The sequence below is a fragment of the Paenibacillus pinihumi DSM 23905 = JCM 16419 genome, from assembly GCF_000422505.1.
GTDB lineage: Bacteria > Bacillota > Bacilli > Paenibacillales > Paenibacillaceae > Paenibacillus_D > Paenibacillus_D pinihumi.
Window position 1 is genome coordinate 240,529 of the sequence record NZ_KE383867.1, and the last position, 19,035, is coordinate 259,563.

A 19,035-nucleotide genomic window follows, 5' to 3' on the forward strand; every position below is an offset into this window, starting at 1 on the left:
ATCAATTAACTATTAAAGAAAGGCGGATACCATATATGTTGGATTTAGAGACATGCTCTATGCAAGGTCTATTGATGAACAACGGCGGTTGTTTGTATAGAGCACAGGTTAGTAACCGCTTTAAATAAAGAATCACGGATGTTCATAAGATAGACTTTGCTTCCTTGAAGATTAAAAAAAATCTAAGGAGCGAGCTATCATGAAATATGTGAACGCAGATGTTATTTTTCCGGAAGAATTGCTGAAGGAAATTCAGAAGTATATACACGGCGGGATGGTTTACATCCCCAAACCTGAAGGTACGCGCAAGCCCTGGGGCGAGAATTCGGGCAGCAGATTGTATCTGCAAGAGCGAAATCTCGATATCCGCCGAAAATATTCGGAAGGGTCTACGATTGCTCAACTGGCGGAACAATTCTGCCTTTCGGGCGAAAGCATTAAAAAAATTATCTATTGCAAGAAAACAGATACTGTCAAGTCACACCGGAGCTAAGTTCCGGATGTGACTTTTTTATTTGCATATTCCCCACACCATATCCAGACGGCTTTTGGCAGCTGTAACTGGCGCACGGTCCTTCGGGCCGTGTTTTTTGCGTTCAGGGTTATTTTGGATGCATCATCCGTTAACAAATTTACAATGTGGATACAAGTTTGAAATAAGTATTTGATTAAATACATACATGGCTTTAATACATGCTTAAATAGAATGATTTCCAATCATTTTGCAACAATAAATATAAGCAAGACTTACTTTGTGAATTGGGATGTGCTGACGTGAAACATAAGGCCGTTATTCTGGGCTGTAATTATTATATTGGCCTGAGTACAATTCGTTGTCTCGGCATATACGGGATTCATACAGTAGCGGTAGACTATTCGGCTGAACAAGCTTACGGAGCCCGATCTAAATATTGCTCGGAGCACTTGATTGCTCCGCATTACAAGGAGGAGAAGAAAAAGTTTATCCGCTTCCTGATCGATTATGCCAGCAGGCAAAGTCTGCCTCCGGTACTTATTCCCTGCCATGATGCATATGTGGAAATTATCGACGAGCATTTGGCGGAACTCAGGCAGTATTATTTGATCCCGCAGACGAAGCAGGGGCTGTATACAGAAGTAATGAACAAGGATACCCTCCATCTTGTGGCTGTACAAAATGGTGTTCCCGTGCCGGAGACAGTACGTCCAGGCGAGGAGCATTTTTTCGAAAAAATTGAGAACATTATTCACTATCCGTGCATCGTCAAGCCTGTAGATTCTCCTGCTTTTGTGGCTTATTTTCGGCGCAAGCTGTTCAAGGTACATAACCGGGAGGAGTTGACCCGGGCATTAAATGAAGCTGAGCGTGCGGGGCTGGAGGTCATTGTGCAGCGTATCATTCCGGGCTTCGACGATCATATGTACACTTTCGATGCCTATCTCAACCAGGATTCCAAAGTGACGCATTGGGTCAGTTGCCGGAAGCTCCGCCAGTATCCGATTAATTTTGGAGCTTCGGTCTATACCGAGCATCATCAGGTTCCTGAACTGCTTGAAATCGGGGGCGAATTTTTGGAGCGGATTCAGTGGAAAGGCTTTGCGGAAATTGAATTCAAGAAAGATGCGGATACCGGCCAATTTTATCTGATCGAGGTGAATGTGCGCATTACCAATTTGAATGTTCTGCTTCATCAGGTGGGAATGAACATTCCGTACATTACGTATTGCGAGTTGACGGGGCATGAGGCTGTTCCGCCCTTCAGCTTGCAGCAAAGCCAAAATCGCGTCTTCCGCTATGCCTACGAGGATCTGCTGGCGATTCGGGATTATATCAGGACAGGCCAGCTTTCACCGGCTCAAGTGGTCCGTTCCCTGTTCAGGCCAAAAGCGAGTGCTATATGGGACTGGAATGATCCACAGCCTGCTTTCGCCTATATGGGGATTGTACTGGGCAAAATTCTGAAGAAAGTGCGCAGGGGCTAAACAACTATGACACAAGCTGCTTACAAAAGGAGGTCCGCGATATGTGGTTGTCATCCATCGTTGCCGGTCTAAAATTCAATCAACTGCAGGGCAGTCTGCAGGTGGAGGTGTCGTCCATTGCCTTTGATTCAAGGGAAGTGACGAAGGGCAGCATTTTCGTTGCGATTGCCGGTTTCGAAACGGACGGGCACCACTATATTCGCCAGGCGATTGAGCGGGGAGCAGTTGCAGTCGTATTGGAAAAGGAAGCCGAAGTTAAGGACGGCGTCGCTGTGCTGATGGTACAGGATTCACGGGATGCGCTGGCCCAAATCTCGGCTGCTTTCTACGGTGACCCGACGGCGGATATGAATTTGACCGGAATTACCGGAACGAACGGCAAAACATCCATTACGTTTATGATTCAATCCATACTGGAGCAGGATGGCCGCTCGGTCGGGTTAATCGGCACGATGGGCAGCATGATCAAGGGAAACGCTCTTCAGACACGCAATACGACACCGGAATCTCTGCATCTGCAACGGCTGTTCTTGCAAATGCGCGATGAGGGTGTGGATGATTGTGTGATGGAAGTATCCTCCCACGCCCTAAGCTTGAAGCGCACCGCATATTGCCGGTTCCGTACAGGCATATTTACGAATTTGACACCCGATCATCTGGAGCTCCATCAATCCATGGAAAGCTATTTTGAGGCCAAATCGCAGTTATTCGAGATGACATCTGAAGCCAATATCATTAATGCGGACGACAAGTACGGGCAGGTGCTGCTGCGCAGGCTTGGCAGCCGTACGGCAAAACTCATATCTTACGGCATTCATAACGCTAGTGATGTATACGCGACGCAAATTCGGACATTAGAGGGCGGAACGACGTTTATGGCACATACACCGGCAGGGGAGATCTCCATCCGGATTCATTTTCCCGGCATGATTTATGTCTATAATGCGCTGGCGGCTATTGCATTTGGAGTCAGCCGCGGCATTAGCCTGACCGCCATTCAACAAGGTATGGACCAGCTTGCCGGAATTCGCGGCCGTCTGGAGACGGTCTATGAGGATAACGACAATAAAGTCATTGTGGATTTCGCCCATACCGAAGACGGTCTGGAGCAGGTTCTTGCGACGATTCGTTCTTTTTCGGATGCCAGGATCATACTGGTGTTTGGCGTATATGGGGCGGAAGGCATGCACGGGGAGCGGAAGCGCAGAGCGATGGGCAAAATCGCGGGGACCTATGCGGATCTGTCCGTTGTCACATCGGACAACCCCAAGCACCAGAATCCCGCCCGTATTATCCATGAAATTGTCAGAGGCGTGAAGCAGGCCGGGGGCATGCATCATTCCTTCGTGGATCGCAAGGAAGCCATTCATTTTGCGCTGGATCAATGCCAAAAGGGAGATGTCGTGCTCATTGCCGGCAAAGGCCATGAGACCACGCAAATCATTGGAAGCACAGCACTGCCGTTTAACGAGAGAGAGATTGTACAGGAATTTATGTCTTCCAGGTATGAGGCAGAGGCCGAACTGATGAAGTCCGTGGATTAGACTTTAAGTACGAGGGGAATGTGAGGGAGAGATTATGTGCGGTTTTGCAGGCTTTGTAGACAGCCCGTCCACACTCCATCCGGAGAAGACCATTAGGGCCATGATGGACACAATCGTACATCGCGGGCCGGATAGCGGGGGCATCTATGCCGGGGAACGGGCGGTTTTTGGTTTTCGCAGGCTGAGTATTATGGATTTGACTGCCGGGGGCAGCCAGCCCATGTACAATGAAGACCGGAGCTGTGTGCTTGTTTTTAACGGGGAAATATACAACTATGCGGAACTGCGGAAAGAGCTGCGGGGAAAAGGGCACCGATTTACAAGCCAGACAGACAGCGAGGTCATTATTCACGGCTATGAGGAATACGGAGTGGGCATTCTCCAGCGGTTAAGAGGGATGTTTGCATTCGCCATTTGGGATGACAAACGTCAATCTTTGCTTCTGGCCCGTGATTTCTTTGGCATCAAGCCGTTATATTATTCCCGGCACACCAAGGACGGGTGCCTGCTGTTCGGTTCAGAAATCAAGTCCTTTATGGCCCATTCCTCCTTCATTAAAGAGCTTAACAAGGATGCTTTGAAACCGTATTTGACATTTCAATATTCCGTGCTCGGGGAGACGTTCTTTAAAGGGGTATACAAGCTGGAGCCGGGACATTTCATGCTGTATAGCAATGGTGAGCTTGAAATCAAGCGTTATGCCGAGGTGCAATTTGATACGGTGGAGGAAACACTGGATTCGTACAGGCAGCAAATTCAACAGACATTGCGCGAGTCAGTGAAAGCGCACCGGATCAGTGATGTGAAGGTTGGCTCTTTTCTCTCCGGGGGTGTGGATTCCAGCTATATCACGGCGCTGCTGATGCCGGATAAGACATTCTCCATCGGATTTGAGTCGTATGAGGGCAGTTTTAATGAGACTGGGCTGGCACAAGAACTATCAGATCAGCTTCATATCAGCAATTATAAAGAAATGCTTAGTGCAGAGCAGTGCTTTGAGAAACTGCCGGACATTCAATATCATATGGATGAGCCGCATTCCAATCCTTCGTGTGTGCCGCTATATTTTCTGTCAGGGCTAGCGAGCCGCCATGTCACCGTCGTTTTGTCCGGAGAAGGGGCCGATGAACTGTTCGGAGGATATGACGGATATGAGCTTACCCCGGCAATGAAGACGTATTCCCGGCTGCCCTTTGTCGTCCGTCGAGTCACATCCAGGCTTGTCAAAGACCTGCCCAAGGGGCGCATTAGCACCTTCCTGATGAGGGGAGGCCAGACGGTGGAGGAGAGATTTATCGGGCAGGCAAAGGTCTGGGATGAAGCAGAGGCACAAGATCTGTTGCAGAACGATTATAAGCAGGGGCCTTCTGTAAGGGATATTACCAGTCCATATTTCCAGGAAGTAAAGGACAAGGATGATCTGACAAAAATGCAGTATCTCGATATGAAGCTGTGGCTGCCGGGAGATATATTGCTGAAGGCAGACAAGATGAGCATGGCTCATTCGATCGAACTGCGCGTCCCCTTCCTTGACCGTGCGGTTATGGAGCTTGCGGGCCGCCTGCCCTCGGGTCTGCGGGTTAAGAATGGCGAGACCAAGCGGGCGCTTCGTTCAGCCGCCAAAGACTACCTCCCGGAAGCCTGGGCGAAGCGCCCAAAGGTCGGCTTCCCGGTACCGATCCGGCACTGGCTGAGAGAGGAGAAATATTATCAGATACTGAAGGAGCACTTCGAATCCGGGACAGCAGCGATGTTTTTTCATCCGAAGCCGCTATTGAAACGTTTGAATGACCACTACAGCGGCAAAGCTAATCATGCGCGCGAACTGTGGACCGTCTATGTATTTTTGGTGTGGTACAAGCAATTTTTTGAAAGCAGCAGCAGACAGGCTGTGAGTAGCAGCGGACAAAACAGCCGGGAGGAGGCGCTGGTATGATAAGCTCCACACTTGGCGTATTGGGCGGAATGGGGCCGAAGGCTACGGCGGTCTTCATCGAACGGATTGTTGAACACACAGCTGCGAAGCAAGACCAGGATCATATCAATATGGTTGTGTTGAATCATGCTGCGCTCCCTGACCGGACAGAGGCAATCGAAAGCGGGAACTATGACAATTTTACTGATGCCATTCATAGGGATTTGAAGCTGCTGGAGCAGGCGGGTGCGGCAAATATTGCAGTTCCCTGCAATACCTCGCATTTTTTCTATGGGCAGATGCAGCAGATGACTTCTGTCCCCATCATTCATATGGTGGATGAGACAATTCGGACAGTCAGGGAGACAGACAGTTCAATTGAGAGGATCGGGTTGCTGGCAACGAACGGAACGGTCAAAAGCGGAGTCTACGCTAACAGTTGTGTTGAATATGGTCTGGATCTGGTCGTTCCGCCAAATCAGCTCCAACGGGAGATATCGGAAATCATTTATGAGCAGGTCAAACGCAACGGGGATTTGAATGCTGCCGGTCTGGTCCACATTATAGATCAGTTGATAACAGACTACAGGTGTGACCGGGTTATTATAGCCTGTACGGAATTATCCTGTATTCCATTGCCAGCCGAGCAGGGGCAACATGTGGTGGATGCCATGGAAGTTCTGGTGAAGCAGTCCATTTTGCGCTCCGGAGGGATATTAAAAGCTATTTGAACAATAATAACATGCCGCTGTTGCGATAAACGAACAGTGATTCAATACAATGAGAATGATCGGTAAAAAATAATTCTTTACCGTTCGTTCTCATTTTGTTATTATCGATATCGGGAGGAGGAATGAATGAAGTGGCCAGAGCCAAGGCATTTGATGTGGATGAAGTATTGGTCAAAGCCATGGAGCTGTTTTGGAAACACGGCTATGAGCGGACATCCTTGACGGACCTGGTTTTGCATACGGGTGTTCACAAGCGAAGTATGTACGACACCTTTGGCGACAAGCATACCTTGTACTTGAAGGTGTTGGAACGCTACAGCGAAATCATTGATCAATCCTCTGAGCGTATTGTGCACAATGCCCGTTCGACGAAGGAATCGCTCAAGCTGCTGCTTGAGATGGCCTTTCAGCGCGAATTTGAGTCTCCCAAAGGCTGTTTATTGGTCAATACTGCTGTCGAGCTTGCAGAGCATGATCCGCAATCCAAACTTTTAATTAATCAATGTTGGAGCTGCTCGGAAGAGCTGATGTGCGAAGTTATCGAATCCGGCCAACGATCTGGTGAAATCTCCCAGACTCTTGATGCCCTGTCTTTGGCGCAATACTTTTATAACGCCTTTACCGGAAAATTAAAGGAAATTATCAACACCACGTTGTCCATATTGAATTAGATATTTTTTTAACCATTATAGAATGAACGTTCCCGTTTTTCGCGTCAATACCATTTCTCCAGGTGCGACACGAACACCTATTTGGGGACAAAAGACAGCAGAAGGCTTTGCACAATTGGAAGCTGTACTCACTCGCGGAATTCCGCTTAACCGTCTCGGGGAGCCGGAGGAAATCGCGAATGTTGCCTTGTTCCTGGCTTCTGATGAGTCCGCTTATGTCCAGGGTGCTGAAATTAGTATGGATGGCGGGGCAGGTTCTTCGCCATTTGGTGCTCCAATTTATCGCAGGCAGTAAATTTTACCAATCAGGAGGGACTTATAAATGAGTAAAGTATGGTTTATTACAGGTACATCGACAGGATTCGGCCGTAAGTTCGTGGAGCAGTTGATCCCGACAGGAGACAAGATCGTAGCGACCGCACGCAATGTTAATGCGATTGCGGACCTGAAAGAGAAGTCCCCGGACAATGTTCATATTACAGCCTTGGATGTCACCAACAAGGAGCAGATTCAAGCTGCAGTTCAGGAGGCAGTCGATACATTTGGCCGTATTGATATTGTGGTCAATAATGCCGGTTACGGACTGTTTGGTATGTTGGAGGAATACACGGATGAGCAAATCAGAAATCAATTTGATGTCAATGTATTCGGTATGCTGGATGTCATTCGTGAGACGCTGCCGGTCTTCAAGAAGCAAAAATCCGGACATTATGTGAATATCTCATCCATCTTTGGCGTATGGACAGTTCCTGCCTACAGCCTTTATGCAGCATCAAAATTTGCAGTGGAAGGCTTCTCTAAAGCGATGGCTGATGAGCTTGCACCATTCGGTATTAAAACCACGATTGTGGAGCCAGGTGTATTCTTGACTAAATTTATGGGTGGTTCCCAAAAACTGTCCGAACCGTTGCCGGAGTATGCACCGGTCTATGATGCCTTCAATAAAAGCTATGATGCCGTGAAAAAAGGGGATCAGAACAAAGCCGTTGAAGCCATGATCGCGATGATCAACAGTGAAAATCCGCCTCTTCATTTCCCTGTCGGCTCCATGGCCACCTACAGCATCCGTGATGCCCTGAGCAAGCGGATTGATGAAGTGAAGGAATGGGAAAACATATCGCTGATTGCCGATTAAATTCCCTTGGCTGGATAGGATCATAAAGTATAACAAAAAGGATGTTTCCCAGTTGTTGGGATTCATCCTTTTTGTGTAAAATGAAATTGGGCACTAGAAGTGTAAAGCATCAAGCAAGCTTGAAGACTGTGTACATCGATGAAGCTGGTTTTGCATTTATATACGATTATGGGCAGGTGATTGGTATAAAATATCATATGATCTTCCCGTTCTTACGCCGGAGTACATCACCTGTCATCATTAAAAATGATAGGGGTGAAGCTGTTGGCGCCATGGAACGGTATCATTCCAGCAAGGCTGAGGCTGGTTTGAATTTCATCTTTGATAATTTCGTTAACCATGTGAGAGTATTCGATGAGAAGCAGAATCTGGCTATCGATATTCAAGAAATAAATACGGTCAAAACACTGATCAGGGAGAAATGGCATGTACATATCGGCAACGATGTTTTTGAGTGTATTCAGAAATCCCGGACCCGAATGAATCCCCAATTCCGATATACGAAGAAGCAGGATGAAATCTGGATTAAAAAAGATTTTGCCGACCGCAGAATCCGGTTTTTCTTGTATGAAGAGCTGATCGCAGAAGCGGCCCCTCACGGGTTCATACCGCCCAAGTCTAATCAAGTGACCATTAAGATTCTTGATTCCCGTTATGGAATTCATGAGCTGGCGGCGCTCTATTATATTTTTATGCTCAAAAATGTGTAAAGAAAATTATACAGACTCATCCTGATTGTCCTCCTGCGGTTCTGCCTCCGGAATATCCAGGCTGGATGCTCGCTACCCAGGGCGCTGACCGCCTAGAGCCTGTAAGGCTGTGGGATAAGGTTACGGAGTCGGATGGGAAGTAAAAATTATATATTTTGATAGTCTTCTGCAGTTAGTTAACGCTGTTCAAAATATTAAAAGACAGGCTTGTACTGGTGCACAGGCCTGTCCTGGTTTTGTTCAGGGTATAAGTATTAGATATAAATCAACTCGAAGCATAAACCTCATTTTTCTCAAACAATCTCCGCACCTGATCTGCCATATATTCAGGGGGGTGCGGCATCTTATTGCGAATCCACCATTCCAAAATTCCCACGAAGGCCGAGGACATAAATTGGGCGTTGAGTTCTTTGTCGATGCCCGAGTGTGCGTCTTGCTTATCCAGCTTGTTCTTCAAGCCGGCTGAAATGAACTGCAGCAGCCGCTCCCGGAATAAAGTGCTTCTATGGTTGGAGAGCATGGCTGAGAAGAATAGAAAGTTATCCCCCACATACTCAATTATAGCTCTCAAATCCTGAACCGCTACCGTTGTTTCCGGGGGCAGATCATGTGAACTACAAAAGGAAATCAGCTTCCCCAAATGATCCTCAATGCACTTATCCAGCAGATCGTATTTATCGCTATAATGCAAATAAATCGTCCCGCGGTTTACATTGGCCCGTTCTGCAATATCGTTTATGGTAATGTGTTCGAGTTCTTTTTCTGAAAATAGCTCCAGGAATGCTTTGTTAATGGCCTCTTTCGTTCTAAGAACCCGCCTGTCGATTTTTGTTTCCGTCTCCATTTGGCAACCCGCCCCTCTGTTAATGAACAATATCATCTTATCTGTTGCATATCGGACGAAAGCGCAAGTATTAGCGATTGAATTGATGAAGCATCTCTATATAATATTAATCAACGGCCGTTAATTAATCAACAAATGTTTGATATCATACAATGATTCAATTTCAAATCTCGAAAAGTGGCGAGCTGATTTGTTCAATTCTAACTTTCACAAGTTCATCCCATATTAATTCTTAAGGAGAGATAACAGATGGAAAATACAAAAGGGAAAGTAGTTATTATTACGGGAGCATCCAGCGGAATTGGGGAAGCTACGGCCAGACTGCTGGCTGAAAAGGGAGCCAAGCTGGTGCTGGCGGCAAGACGAGAAGATCGTCTGCAAACGGTCGTAAATGAAATCAAACAGGCGGGCGGGGAAGCTTCCTATCTTACAGCGGATGTCGTCTCGGCCGAGGATTTGCAGCAGGTGGCTGATTTTGCTTTGAAGCAATATGGACGGATCGATGTCCTGGTTAATAACGCGGGAATTATGCCGGTATCGCAACTGAGTGAGCTGAGAGTTAAGGACTGGGATCAAATGATTGATGTTAACATAAAAGGCGTGTTGAACGGAATCGCAGCGGTGCTCCCGGTTATGCGTGAACAGCAAGGCGGTCATATTATTAATGTTTCGTCTGTAATGGGCTATGAAGTGAGTCCGACATCAGCTGTATACAGCGCTACGAAGTTTGCAGTGCGTGCAATTCTGGAGGGGCTGCGTAAAGAGGAATCCGCAACCTCCCGTATCCGGACAACAGTTATTGCACCTGGAATGACAGAAACAGAGCTGTTCAACACGGTGACAAGCCCGGCGGTTAAGGAAATGGCGAAACATTTTGATGCTGTGGCGATTTCCCCATACAGCATTGCAAGAGCGATCGCCTTTGCGGTTAATGAGCCTGAGGATGCTTCAGTCAATGAAATCATCATTAGACCAACAGCTCAGCCTTAATTCATACAATGATAATTTATTTTTAATACGGGGCATTCAGCGCTTATGCACTAATGAGCCTGAAGATGCTTTAGTCAATGAGATGCTTATCGTCCACGGCACATCCGTTATAATGCTATGCCAAAAAGATGGCCTTTCTTCGTATTAGCATGAGGAAGGCCATCTTTGTTTATGTATTAACCAATCTCCAATTCAAAAGCGGAATCTGCAAATTCAAGTCCGCATTCACTTCCATTTGAAAATTAACTGTTCAATTGCTCCGTGAAGGCTACCCGACGATAGCCGGAAGATTCGCATTTATTTCAAATTATAACGTGCATCAGAGGATTACGTGAATTGAAATTCAAGCTTTTCCAAATACTGCTTTTCTTTTTCTTCCTGTATGATATATTCAGAAATAGTTAGAGTAAACGTTCAGGAGGGTGTTGCAATGCCGCTTATACAGTGTAATTATTTTGCGGAATCACTTGGGCTTTCTGTCACAATGAATGTCATTCTGCCGGTTACAGGCTTCAATCATGCCAAGCAAAATGGCTCATTAGGAAGTCATCAGAAGTTCCCTGTCCTCTATTTACTGCATGGGCTGTCAGATGATCACACGATGTGGCAACGGGCCACGTCCATTGAACGCTATGTCAGCGTCTTGAATTTGGCAGTCGTTATGCCAACTGTCTATCGCGGCTTCTACACTGATATGAAGCATGGTCATGCGTATTGGACTTTCATTAGTGAGGAGCTGCCCCATATTGCGGAGTCCTTGTTCCCGGTGTCCGGGCGCCGTGAAGACCGTTTTGCCGCGGGCCTTTCCATGGGGGGATATGGCGCGTTCAAGTTAGGGCTTCGCAATCCGGGCAGGTTTGCTGCGGTTGCCAGCCTCTCAGGAGCCTTGGATATTTCAAGCTTGGCGGACGAAGGGAGACCAATGGGCCAGGCCGAGTACGGTCATATTTTTGGTTCCCGGCAGGAGGCCGAGGGGAGCGTCAATGATCTGTTTGCATTGGCCAAGCAGCTCAAGCAGAGCGGTGAAACAGTTCCTAAGCTGTTCCAGTGTTGCGGTACGGAAGACTTTTTGTATGAGGACAATCAGCGTTTTTTGGCTCATGCCCGCAATTTGGATCTTGATTTAACTTATGAAGAAGAGACAGGGGGCCACGATTGGACATACTGGGATGCCAAAATACAGCGTGTACTAAACTGGCTGCCATTGGCAGAAGGGAGCCGGGCATGAGCAAATTAACAAGCGCAATGATTCCGGGATTGGTCATCAGCGATCAGTATCTTGATCTTTGGTGACTTTGCTTAATTGGGCTCAGCAGGGGGTTCGCAGATAATACTATTTTGTTAATAACAGCCGCATAAATGCGGCTTTTTTAATGCTTTGATGTAAAATTAATACGTACAGATGGGCAGAGTGAAGTGTGTCCGCGTTGATAATGGTTTGTACGAGAAAGAAAAAGTTAGCATGATGCGAGGTTTCTTTGGATTGGAATTGTGATGTGAAAAATTGTGGGCTAAAATGTTCAAAGCTAAATAAGGATGGTGATAATTCTTGGCTGATCTGGAGACGAACATTAAATATCAAGAATATGCCACTCTAGAAGACATGTGCTTTAAGCTTCGGGAAATTGAACATTTCAAGAGCCGGGCGAACAAATGGGATTTAAGGCTTCAGTTTATCGAGTCTCATATGATTTTTGTGGCAGCAAGCGGCCAGGGCTGGCTGACGATTGACGGGCAATTTACGGAACTTCGCCAGGGAAGTGTTTATGTTTTTGCGCCCGGTCAACTCGTCGAAGCAGCCGCACACTCTTTTGATGAACGCGGGTTTTACTATATGCGCTTCGATGTGATGGACGATGACGGATCATCAATCCATTCGATGCAGATTATTAAGCGGAATAGTCCATTCCCGGCCCAAGGGGAAGTTATTGTTACATCCCCTGTTTCCGTTAATTCGATGTGCGAAACCATTTGTCAATTGTTGCAGGACGAGGATCGTTTAAAACGATTTCGCGGGCAAATTCTTTTTCAAGAAATGCTGTATACCATCCTGCAAGATGCCCGACTCGTACAAGGAAATGACTTGGAAGTGGTGCTGGAATACGTGAAAGGCTACATTGAGCAGCATTATCAGCAGGAACTTTCCATCGATCACCTGGCTAAGGTGGCTGGACTCAGTACACGTCATTTTATGCGTTTATTTAAAAAAAGGTATGGCTGTAGCGCAATTGACTATTTGGCCGTATTCCGTATTAATCAGGCACAACAGCTTATGAGATCAGGTGGGGAAAATCGTATTCGGGATATTGCAAGGCATGTCGGGTACAATGATGATCTTTACTTTCGACGCAAATTTAAACAAGTATCCGGTTTGCCGCCGGCAACATTTATGAAGAACAGCAGGAAACAAATAGTCGCTTACCATTTCTCCAACATTGGGCAACTGATTGCACTTCAAATTAATCCTTTTGCCGCACCAGCCGATCACCCATGGACGGATTACTACAAACGGAAGTATCAGATGGATTCTTTACTGCCGTTAAGCTCAAATGCATTGATAAAGATGGAAGAAGTTCAGCTTGCTAAGCCAGATTTTATTATTGGAATTGATATTCATTTGTCTTCCGAGGAGCAGGCCATACTTCGGGAAATTGCACCGGCATTTTTCGTGCCCTGGATGAATAACGATTGGCGGATGCATTTGCGCTTGGTTGCGCAGTTCCTGGACCTGTCAGGAGCAGCGGAAGCTTTTCTTGATAAATATGATCGTAAAGCCTTATTTGTTAGACAGCAATTGAGGAACACCTTCAAGGATGAGAGTCTTCTTATACTGAGAATTACCGGTGATCATTATCATGTTCTGGGTAGCCGAAGCTTGGGAGAAGTGTTTTACAATGATCTGGATGTTGTGCTTGCACAAGGTGTCGATCCGACAAGAACGGATCAGCAGGTAACGCCGGAACAATTGGCAGATTTTGATGCGGATCGGTTATTGCTGATCGTAGACGAGGATAGCCGGTCACAATTCAGTTGGCGGGCACTCATGAACTCTGGACTATGGAGGGATCTGAAAGCTGTCAGGAATAGTCGGGTAGATTATCTCCCGTCCTACCCTTGGGTAGAATATACGGCTTTCACTCATGATCTTTTGCTCGATGAAGCGTTAAAGATTTGGCGGGATCGTGCATAAAAAAATGGCGTTATCGTCAATATTATACCAATATAAATTAATCTATACTCCTATTATATGATAATGATAATCGATGTTAACTAGTGATTGTCATAAATAATTCATTTTCAGGAGGATCATCCAAGAATGAAACAACAACATCGTTTTTTAGCTGGACTGGCTATCTTAATACTAGTCATGTTTAGTACGGCCTGTGGAGCCGATAAGAACGGAACAACTACTGGAAATACTGGAAATGCGAGTGAGGAAGCCGCCGACAACCAGCGTGTAATTTCAACTGTAAAAGGTGATATTAGTATTCCAATCGAGCCTAAAAGGGTCATTGGGCTTTCTGTTGTCTATCCAGAGTTCTTATATGCACTTGGTATTACACCCGTTGCAGTACAAAACTATCACCAGGAATTCCCGGGTTATTTAACAGAACCCTTTAAAAATACAGTGAAGATGGGAATTGCCCAAACCCCTAACTTTGAAGCTATTCTTGCTTCTGAGCCGGATTTAATAATTGCTCCTGTATGGTGGTCGGATAAAGATTATACTGATCTTTCTAAAATCGCTCCTACTGTGTTATTGCCGCAGCGAGATGATTGGCGAGATGAGATGCGAGATATTGCCGAGGTTTTAAACAAAGTTGAACAAGCTGAGGCGATTATTCAAGATTTGAAAAAGAAGGAAGAAGTGGCCAAAGAGAAGCTACGTTCTCTTGTTGGAAACGAGACGGTCATGTATATGATGATCATGGCGAAGGAGATTGTGATTTACGGAGAGAATATCGACCGCGGCAGCTTTATTCATCAGCAACTGGGTCTAAAACCGATTAAAGATTTCCCGCAAAGTGAGCGCAGTGTTTCAATTTCATTGGAAAAGATACCTGAATATAACCCGGACCACATCATTTTGCAGTTAGATAATGACTCCAGCGAAGTACAGAATAGATATGAAGAAATGATGAATAGCTCTTTGTGGAAAAACATGACAGCTGTGAAGAAAGATCAGGTGTACATGATGGGGGGCGCTGAATGGTTTAGCCTTGGCATGTCTCCACTGGCCGACATGAATGCGATTGACGATGTTGTCCGTGCATTTGATAATAAACAAAAATAATGGGGGACGCAGTGGGCACGTTTGATTTTCCGCAACTGGAAGAAAAATTTTTTCTTACTTTGAATGAACCGGAAGAAATTATATTTACCATCCCTGCAAGCGACCTATTAAAAGAAGAAAGCATGAAGCATTTAATCGGTACGTACGGCATGCTTATCCAGGCTAGGGAATGTTCCGCAACGGCAGCCTTTTTTATTAGTTGGTATGCGGGAGTATGTGGAGCTTTGCAGCACATGCTGTATAGAGGAGATGAATTGGTGCTGGATTTGTCCTTGTCCAAATTATCTGTACAGTTATATAATTGTGGCCCTTATCCCCGTTTTTCATTTAAAATCAACGAATTGCAATATCACAAAGCTCCAATACAGAATCGTGACGATTGGATTAGGGAATTGCTCGATTCGTTTTATCGGGTGAACATAACCCCTGTAATTCAAAGCTTAGCTGAATCTGTTCAAATGAATGTCATTCCATTATGGGGACAAATCGTGAATACAATGTATGCTCAAATCGAAGAAGAATTAGCTGGAGCGTCAGATGAAAAAGTCTGGAAAAGAATCATTTCTCATTTTGAGCTGCTCAAACGTGGGGTGATGTCCAGCGCATTCGGACTCCGCAAAAACCCGTTTGATATCAAACGAATTTTCGTTGAACACCCAACGATCCCGGATCAAAAAGTGGCAATAAAAACAGCCTGCTGCCTGGCTTGCTGCCTGAATGGAGATTTTGGCTACTGCTACGAATGCCCGAGATTAAAAGAGAAAGACCGGGCATTCATGAGAGTGAATGGATGAGGGGAAAACCGCCAAAATGGCGGTTTTTTTATTGTGTTTAGATAAATCACCCAATTGACAGACGATGAAATGAAGAGTATCATTAGTTTCAGATTTAGTAATTTAGTAAATTAGTAATTTAGTTAATTCAGATTCGATCCATCATCCGAAAATGTATATTGGAGTGTGTTAATATGAAAATTCCAACAACCCTAAAACATAAACCTGTTGTCGTATCGGAAAATTATGAGCAAGTTGACGGGCGTTACGCCCGGAACACAGATGCCAAAGGCCTGTCCCTCGGGTTAGCCCAGTGGAATGACAGGGGGAAGGTTGAAGTTTCCGCCAAAGTATGGAGATATACCGGTGAGAAATGGTCCAGGCAGTCCGAGGAGCTTCCTATGCATCGGGTGCTTGACCTTGCCATTCTGATCTGCAGAACCAGCTTGCACTTTGAGGAAGCATACCGCTTCCCGAAAATGTATGACCCGGAAAATCCGACAATTGACCGGATCGGGCTGCAAGGGGATGCCATGACAGTATCTATTTGTGACGGCAATCCAATGATTGACACTGATATCAAGATGTTCGCTCAGGCCCTTAGTGAAGATGGCGAAATGATCGGCGAACGGCTGCGTGTATTATCTGGTTTGTTGAACGAAATGGGGCTTTAATCTTTTTAAAGAGGTGAATAAAGAAATGGAACAGGAATATTATGTGTCCCCGGCACGAAAGTTGACGGATGCAGAACAGCAGCTTGTATGGAACAAGCCGCAATCCCACAAAACAAGTGCAGAAGAACAGCGCATTAGCAAAGAAATCAAGCGCAACTGGAATCGCGGAGAAATGAAAATTGCGAATATTTTGCTGGAGGGCGACGCCGGTTCCGGGAAAACACAGCTTGCAAAAGCATTATCGTACAATCTCGGGCTGCCCTATACAAAAGTGACCTGCTTTGCTGATATGGATAAATCCGATGTGATCGGTGCGATTTTGCCGATTATCCCCACCGAACAGCTGGAGAAGATGGAGTCTGAGGAGCAGACGGTTCTGCAGGCGCTATATGAGAGTGACGGCTTTCACAGTGCGACCGAAATTGTGATGCAGGCTCTGGCTGTCAGCCGGGAGCATGCCACTCATAAGCTGAAGCAGCTGATGAAGAAAGTGGAGCAGAATACGGAAGGGGAATCCGTTGAATACCGCTTTTACCCTTCGGAGATTGTCAGAGCTTATCAAAACGGATATTTGCTGGAAATTCAGGAGCCAACCGTTATTCGCGACGCCGCGGTGCTTATGGCGCTTAATTCAGCGCTGGAGCTGGATGGCAGCATTAACCTGCCAACAGAAATTGTAAGGCGCCATCCTGATTTCGTAGCGGTTATCACGACCAACCGCAATTACGCAGGAACAAGACCGCTCAATGAATCGCTGCGGGACAGAGTTCAGCATACGGAGAAGATGGATTTGCCGGCGAAGGAAGTCATGCTGGAGCGGGCAGCAGCCAAGACTGGATTTGATGATCTTGAGGTGCTGGGTGTGCTGGCGGATGTCATCATACTTCTGGATGAGACTGCGCGTGCCAATGCGATTAAAGGCGTGGCGGGCATGCGTTCATTTTTCTACTGGGTGGATGCGGTCGCCGGAGGAGCCTCGGCACAAGAATCCCTGTACCACAAAGTGATCTATAAGATTACGACGGACCCGGAGGAAATCAAAATTCTGGAGGATGTGCTCAAAAGCAGGGGACTTCAGGAGAGCCTGAATGAGCTCGAGGCCAATCTTAAAAAAAAAGTATAATGGACCGGGCCGAAATCCGGATCTGGGGCAAGATTGATGATTCGGATTTTGATCCCGTTCCCGAGAAAGATGAGCAAGGCATCGCTTTTAAAAAATCCGCAGACAGTGAGGACAGCACGTCCAGTGTTGCGGATGAGACTACCGGTATGGAGAGCACAGATACAGGGGAGAACGGTACCCCCGGATATCATCAGGCGAATCCGGAACCCATGCCGGATGATGCCAAGGAGCAGGAGCGCAAATTCCGTAAGAAGCTGAACCAGGACACCAGAGAGAGCGTGGCGAATTCCATTCATAGCAGAGTGAAACTGATTGTTCACCGTCCGGAATATGGTCCCGAACACGAGCAGGAGTATTTGAGTCTGAGCAAGGAGCTTCTGCCTGTCATAAGAGAGATTGCGAGAAAGACACTCCCGCTGCTGGAGCACGAGGTTTCTGCTGATTTCGCCAGAAACCAGTTTTACGGCAGCAAATTTCAGGCAGACCGTGTAGCGCTTCAGGATTACAGATATTTTTCCAAAAAGCGTCCGCCGTCAGAGTCTCCTTCGCTTGTGGTCGGCCTGAGAGTCGATGAATCCGCGTCAATGGCTGCTTTCGGAAGACTGGAAGCAGCGAAGCGTGCGGTGCTTGCCGTTTATGAATTTTGCCAGATGTGCCAAATTCCCGTTCTCATTTATGGAGACACGGCGGATGTGTCCAGACTGGAGCAGATGTCGATATACGCCTATACGGATTTTGAGAAGACGGATTCGAGTGACCGGTTGCGGCTTATGGGAATAAGGGCCAGAAGCAATAACCGTGACGGGATGGCGCTGCGTATTATGGGTGAACGGCTTGCTGCTGCACCACAGCAGACAAAATTATTAATCAGCTTAAGTGATGGACAGCCCAAAGCAATGGCTGATTACACTGGACAATATGCCCGCCGGGATATGCAGCAGACCATAGCCGAGTATGAACGGAAAGGCGTTAAACTTCTCGCAGCGGCAATCGGCCAGGACAAGAATGTCATTCATCAAATCTACGGAAGCGAGAGGTTTCTGGATATTACAAACCTTGCGGAGCTGCCTGCCAAGCTGGTGCGGATGATCGCACGTTATTTGTAATGATAACAAAGTTAGATGTGGTAGAGAGGAGAATTTACTATGGATAGAAACAAGCGCAAGGAATTACTGGAAGCATACAAGGAACTAAAAACGTATATGGGTACCATACAAATTACGAATAAGGCAAACGGCAAAATATTTGTGGAAAGCTATCCGAACCTGAAAAACAAATGGATGACCATTCAAATGTCGCTTGGCATGGGGCAGTTTCCCAACTTTGAACTCCAGAAGGACTGGAATGAACTCGGGGCAGATGCGTTTGACTATGAGGTCCTGGAACAGAAGGAATCCGACAAGGTGGCTGATGTGAAGTGGGAGCTGAAGCAAATGAAAAAAAAGTGGTTTGAAAAATTGCAGCCGTTTGAGGAAAAAGGCTATAACAGGCCGATAACGAGATAAGGCTTAAAATACGAATGAAATATTTAAAAGGCTGTGGCCATTTTATCCAAGAGATAAAAGCGGTCGCAGCTTTTTTCTGTCTGGGATCTGTCTATATGGAAATTGGTTTAAAGACTTGTCCGAATCTATGAAAAAAGTCCCTTTCGGCAGCAGAATGATTGCTC

19 protein-coding genes are annotated in these 19,035 nt (G+C 46.3%); 18 read left to right on the plus strand and 1 reads right to left on the minus strand.

Annotation, left to right across the window (positions count from 1 at the left end; all coding sequences use genetic code 11):
* Positions 1 to 199: 199 nt before the first annotated feature.
* The 9 genes from H583_RS0127090 (at position 200) to H583_RS0127130 (ending at position 8,668) form a co-directional block, all read left to right on the plus strand.
* A complete protein-coding gene (locus H583_RS0127090; RefSeq protein ID WP_028563224.1) occupies positions 200 to 493 on the plus strand; it encodes a CD3324 family protein in 294 nt (97 codons plus the stop codon).
* A gap of 281 nt (positions 494 to 774) precedes the next feature.
* Positions 775 to 1,962, plus strand: a complete 1,188-nt coding sequence (locus H583_RS0127095) for a carboxylate--amine ligase (protein ID WP_028563225.1) — start codon at positions 775 to 777, stop codon at positions 1,960 to 1,962.
* Between the two features lie 41 nt (positions 1,963 to 2,003).
* A complete protein-coding gene (locus tag H583_RS0127100; RefSeq protein WP_028563226.1) occupies positions 2,004 to 3,506 on the plus strand; it encodes a UDP-N-acetylmuramoyl-L-alanyl-D-glutamate--2,6-diaminopimelate ligase in 1,503 nt (500 codons plus the stop codon).
* A 34-nt stretch (positions 3,507 to 3,540) separates the two neighbouring features.
* Positions 3,541 to 5,442 carry an asparagine synthase (glutamine-hydrolyzing) gene (asnB, locus tag H583_RS34475; RefSeq protein WP_051237083.1) on the plus strand — a complete coding sequence of 634 codons (1,902 nt, stop codon included), beginning with the start codon at positions 3,541 to 3,543 and terminating at the stop codon, positions 5,440 to 5,442.
* Positions 5,439 to 6,152 (plus strand): cysteate racemase, encoded by a 714-nt coding sequence (gene cuyB, locus H583_RS0127110; protein ID WP_028563227.1) that lies wholly within the window; start codon positions 5,439 to 5,441, stop codon positions 6,150 to 6,152. Before asnB ends, cuyB begins: the two co-directional genes overlap by 4 nt.
* 122 nt (positions 6,153 to 6,274) lie before the next feature.
* Positions 6,275 to 6,823 (plus strand): TetR/AcrR family transcriptional regulator, encoded by a 549-nt coding sequence (locus H583_RS0127115; protein WP_051237086.1) that lies wholly within the window; start codon positions 6,275 to 6,277, stop codon positions 6,821 to 6,823.
* Positions 6,824 to 6,845: 22 nt separating this feature from the next.
* A complete protein-coding gene (locus H583_RS0127120) occupies positions 6,846 to 7,118 on the plus strand; it encodes an SDR family oxidoreductase (protein ID WP_081667621.1) in 273 nt (90 codons plus the stop codon).
* A 27-nt stretch (positions 7,119 to 7,145) separates the two neighbouring features.
* Positions 7,146 to 7,958, plus strand: a complete 813-nt coding sequence (locus tag H583_RS0127125; RefSeq protein WP_028563230.1) for an SDR family NAD(P)-dependent oxidoreductase — start codon at positions 7,146 to 7,148, stop codon at positions 7,956 to 7,958.
* Positions 7,959 to 8,086: 128 nt separating this feature from the next.
* Positions 8,087 to 8,668: a tubby C-terminal domain-like protein gene (locus tag H583_RS0127130; RefSeq protein WP_028563231.1), complete on the plus strand. Its 582-nt coding sequence runs from the start codon at positions 8,087 to 8,089 to the stop codon at positions 8,666 to 8,668.
* Positions 8,669 to 8,933: 265 nt separating this feature from the next.
* Here H583_RS0127130 and H583_RS0127135 read toward each other — a convergent pair whose 3' ends face one another.
* Positions 8,934 to 9,512: a TetR/AcrR family transcriptional regulator gene (locus H583_RS0127135; protein ID WP_051237088.1), complete on the minus strand. Its 579-nt coding sequence runs from the start codon at positions 9,510 to 9,512 to the stop codon at positions 8,934 to 8,936.
* A 249-nt stretch (positions 9,513 to 9,761) separates the two neighbouring features.
* Between H583_RS0127135 and H583_RS0127140 the strand changes: the two genes are divergently transcribed.
* The 9 genes from H583_RS0127140 (at position 9,762) to H583_RS0127180 (ending at position 18,871) form a co-directional block, all read left to right on the plus strand.
* Positions 9,762 to 10,502 carry an SDR family oxidoreductase gene (locus H583_RS0127140; protein WP_028563233.1) on the plus strand — a complete coding sequence of 247 codons (741 nt, stop codon included), beginning with the start codon at positions 9,762 to 9,764 and terminating at the stop codon, positions 10,500 to 10,502.
* Between the two features lie 430 nt (positions 10,503 to 10,932).
* The gene (locus H583_RS0127145; protein WP_028563234.1) at positions 10,933 to 11,730 is read left to right on the plus strand and encodes an alpha/beta hydrolase; all 798 of its coding nucleotides are present in this window, start codon (positions 10,933 to 10,935) and stop codon (positions 11,728 to 11,730) included.
* Positions 11,731 to 12,051: 321 nt separating this feature from the next.
* On the plus strand, positions 12,052 to 13,692 hold the full coding sequence (locus tag H583_RS0127150; protein ID WP_051237090.1) for an ABC transporter substrate-binding protein: 1,641 nt from the start codon (positions 12,052 to 12,054) through the stop codon (positions 13,690 to 13,692).
* Positions 13,693 to 13,818: 126 nt separating this feature from the next.
* Positions 13,819 to 14,796 carry an ABC transporter substrate-binding protein gene (locus H583_RS0127155; RefSeq protein ID WP_028563236.1) on the plus strand — a complete coding sequence of 326 codons (978 nt, stop codon included), beginning with the start codon at positions 13,819 to 13,821 and terminating at the stop codon, positions 14,794 to 14,796.
* An 11-nt stretch (positions 14,797 to 14,807) separates the two neighbouring features.
* Positions 14,808 to 15,590, plus strand: coding sequence for a hypothetical protein (locus tag H583_RS0127160; protein ID WP_028563237.1), 783 nt, complete (start codon positions 14,808 to 14,810; stop codon positions 15,588 to 15,590).
* Positions 15,591 to 15,763: 173 nt separating this feature from the next.
* Positions 15,764 to 16,243 (plus strand): DUF6530 family protein, encoded by a 480-nt coding sequence (locus H583_RS0127165; RefSeq protein WP_028563238.1) that lies wholly within the window; start codon positions 15,764 to 15,766, stop codon positions 16,241 to 16,243.
* A 25-nt stretch (positions 16,244 to 16,268) separates the two neighbouring features.
* Positions 16,269 to 17,366 carry an AAA family ATPase gene (locus tag H583_RS0127170; protein WP_028563239.1) on the plus strand — a complete coding sequence of 366 codons (1,098 nt, stop codon included), beginning with the start codon at positions 16,269 to 16,271 and terminating at the stop codon, positions 17,364 to 17,366.
* The gene (locus H583_RS0127175; protein ID WP_245586009.1) at positions 17,366 to 18,472 is read left to right on the plus strand and encodes a vWA domain-containing protein; all 1,107 of its coding nucleotides are present in this window, start codon (positions 17,366 to 17,368) and stop codon (positions 18,470 to 18,472) included. Before H583_RS0127170 ends, H583_RS0127175 begins: the two co-directional genes overlap by 1 nt.
* A 39-nt stretch (positions 18,473 to 18,511) precedes the next feature.
* Positions 18,512 to 18,871 carry a GIY-YIG nuclease family protein gene (locus H583_RS0127180; protein ID WP_028563241.1) on the plus strand — a complete coding sequence of 120 codons (360 nt, stop codon included), beginning with the start codon at positions 18,512 to 18,514 and terminating at the stop codon, positions 18,869 to 18,871.
* Positions 18,872 to 19,035: the final 164 nt, after the last annotated feature.

Coding starts and splice junctions, on each gene's coding strand:
- H583_RS0127135 (WP_051237088.1), bottom strand. CDS start 9,512: ATGGAGACGGAAACAAAAATCGACAGGCGGGTTCTTAGAACGAAAGAG.
- cuyB (WP_028563227.1), top strand. CDS start 5,439: ATGATAAGCTCCACACTTGGCGTATTGGGCGGAATGGGGCCGAAGGCT.
- H583_RS0127115 (WP_051237086.1), top strand. CDS start 6,275: ATGAATGAAGTGGCCAGAGCCAAGGCATTTGATGTGGATGAAGTATTG.
- H583_RS0127170 (WP_028563239.1), top strand. CDS start 16,269: ATGGAACAGGAATATTATGTGTCCCCGGCACGAAAGTTGACGGATGCA.
- H583_RS0127140 (WP_028563233.1), top strand. CDS start 9,762: ATGGAAAATACAAAAGGGAAAGTAGTTATTATTACGGGAGCATCCAGC.
- H583_RS0127145 (WP_028563234.1), top strand. CDS start 10,933: ATGCCGCTTATACAGTGTAATTATTTTGCGGAATCACTTGGGCTTTCT.
- H583_RS0127155 (WP_028563236.1), top strand. CDS start 13,819: ATGAAACAACAACATCGTTTTTTAGCTGGACTGGCTATCTTAATACTA.
- H583_RS0127120 (WP_081667621.1), top strand. CDS start 6,846: ATGAACGTTCCCGTTTTTCGCGTCAATACCATTTCTCCAGGTGCGACA.
- H583_RS0127100 (WP_028563226.1), top strand. CDS start 2,004: ATGTGGTTGTCATCCATCGTTGCCGGTCTAAAATTCAATCAACTGCAG.
- H583_RS0127090 (WP_028563224.1), top strand. CDS start 200: ATGAAATATGTGAACGCAGATGTTATTTTTCCGGAAGAATTGCTGAAG.
- H583_RS0127125 (WP_028563230.1), top strand. CDS start 7,146: ATGAGTAAAGTATGGTTTATTACAGGTACATCGACAGGATTCGGCCGT.
- H583_RS0127165 (WP_028563238.1), top strand. CDS start 15,764: ATGAAAATTCCAACAACCCTAAAACATAAACCTGTTGTCGTATCGGAA.
- asnB (WP_051237083.1), top strand. CDS start 3,541: ATGTGCGGTTTTGCAGGCTTTGTAGACAGCCCGTCCACACTCCATCCG.
- H583_RS0127180 (WP_028563241.1), top strand. CDS start 18,512: ATGGATAGAAACAAGCGCAAGGAATTACTGGAAGCATACAAGGAACTA.
- H583_RS0127175 (WP_245586009.1), top strand. CDS start 17,366: ATGGACCGGGCCGAAATCCGGATCTGGGGCAAGATTGATGATTCGGAT.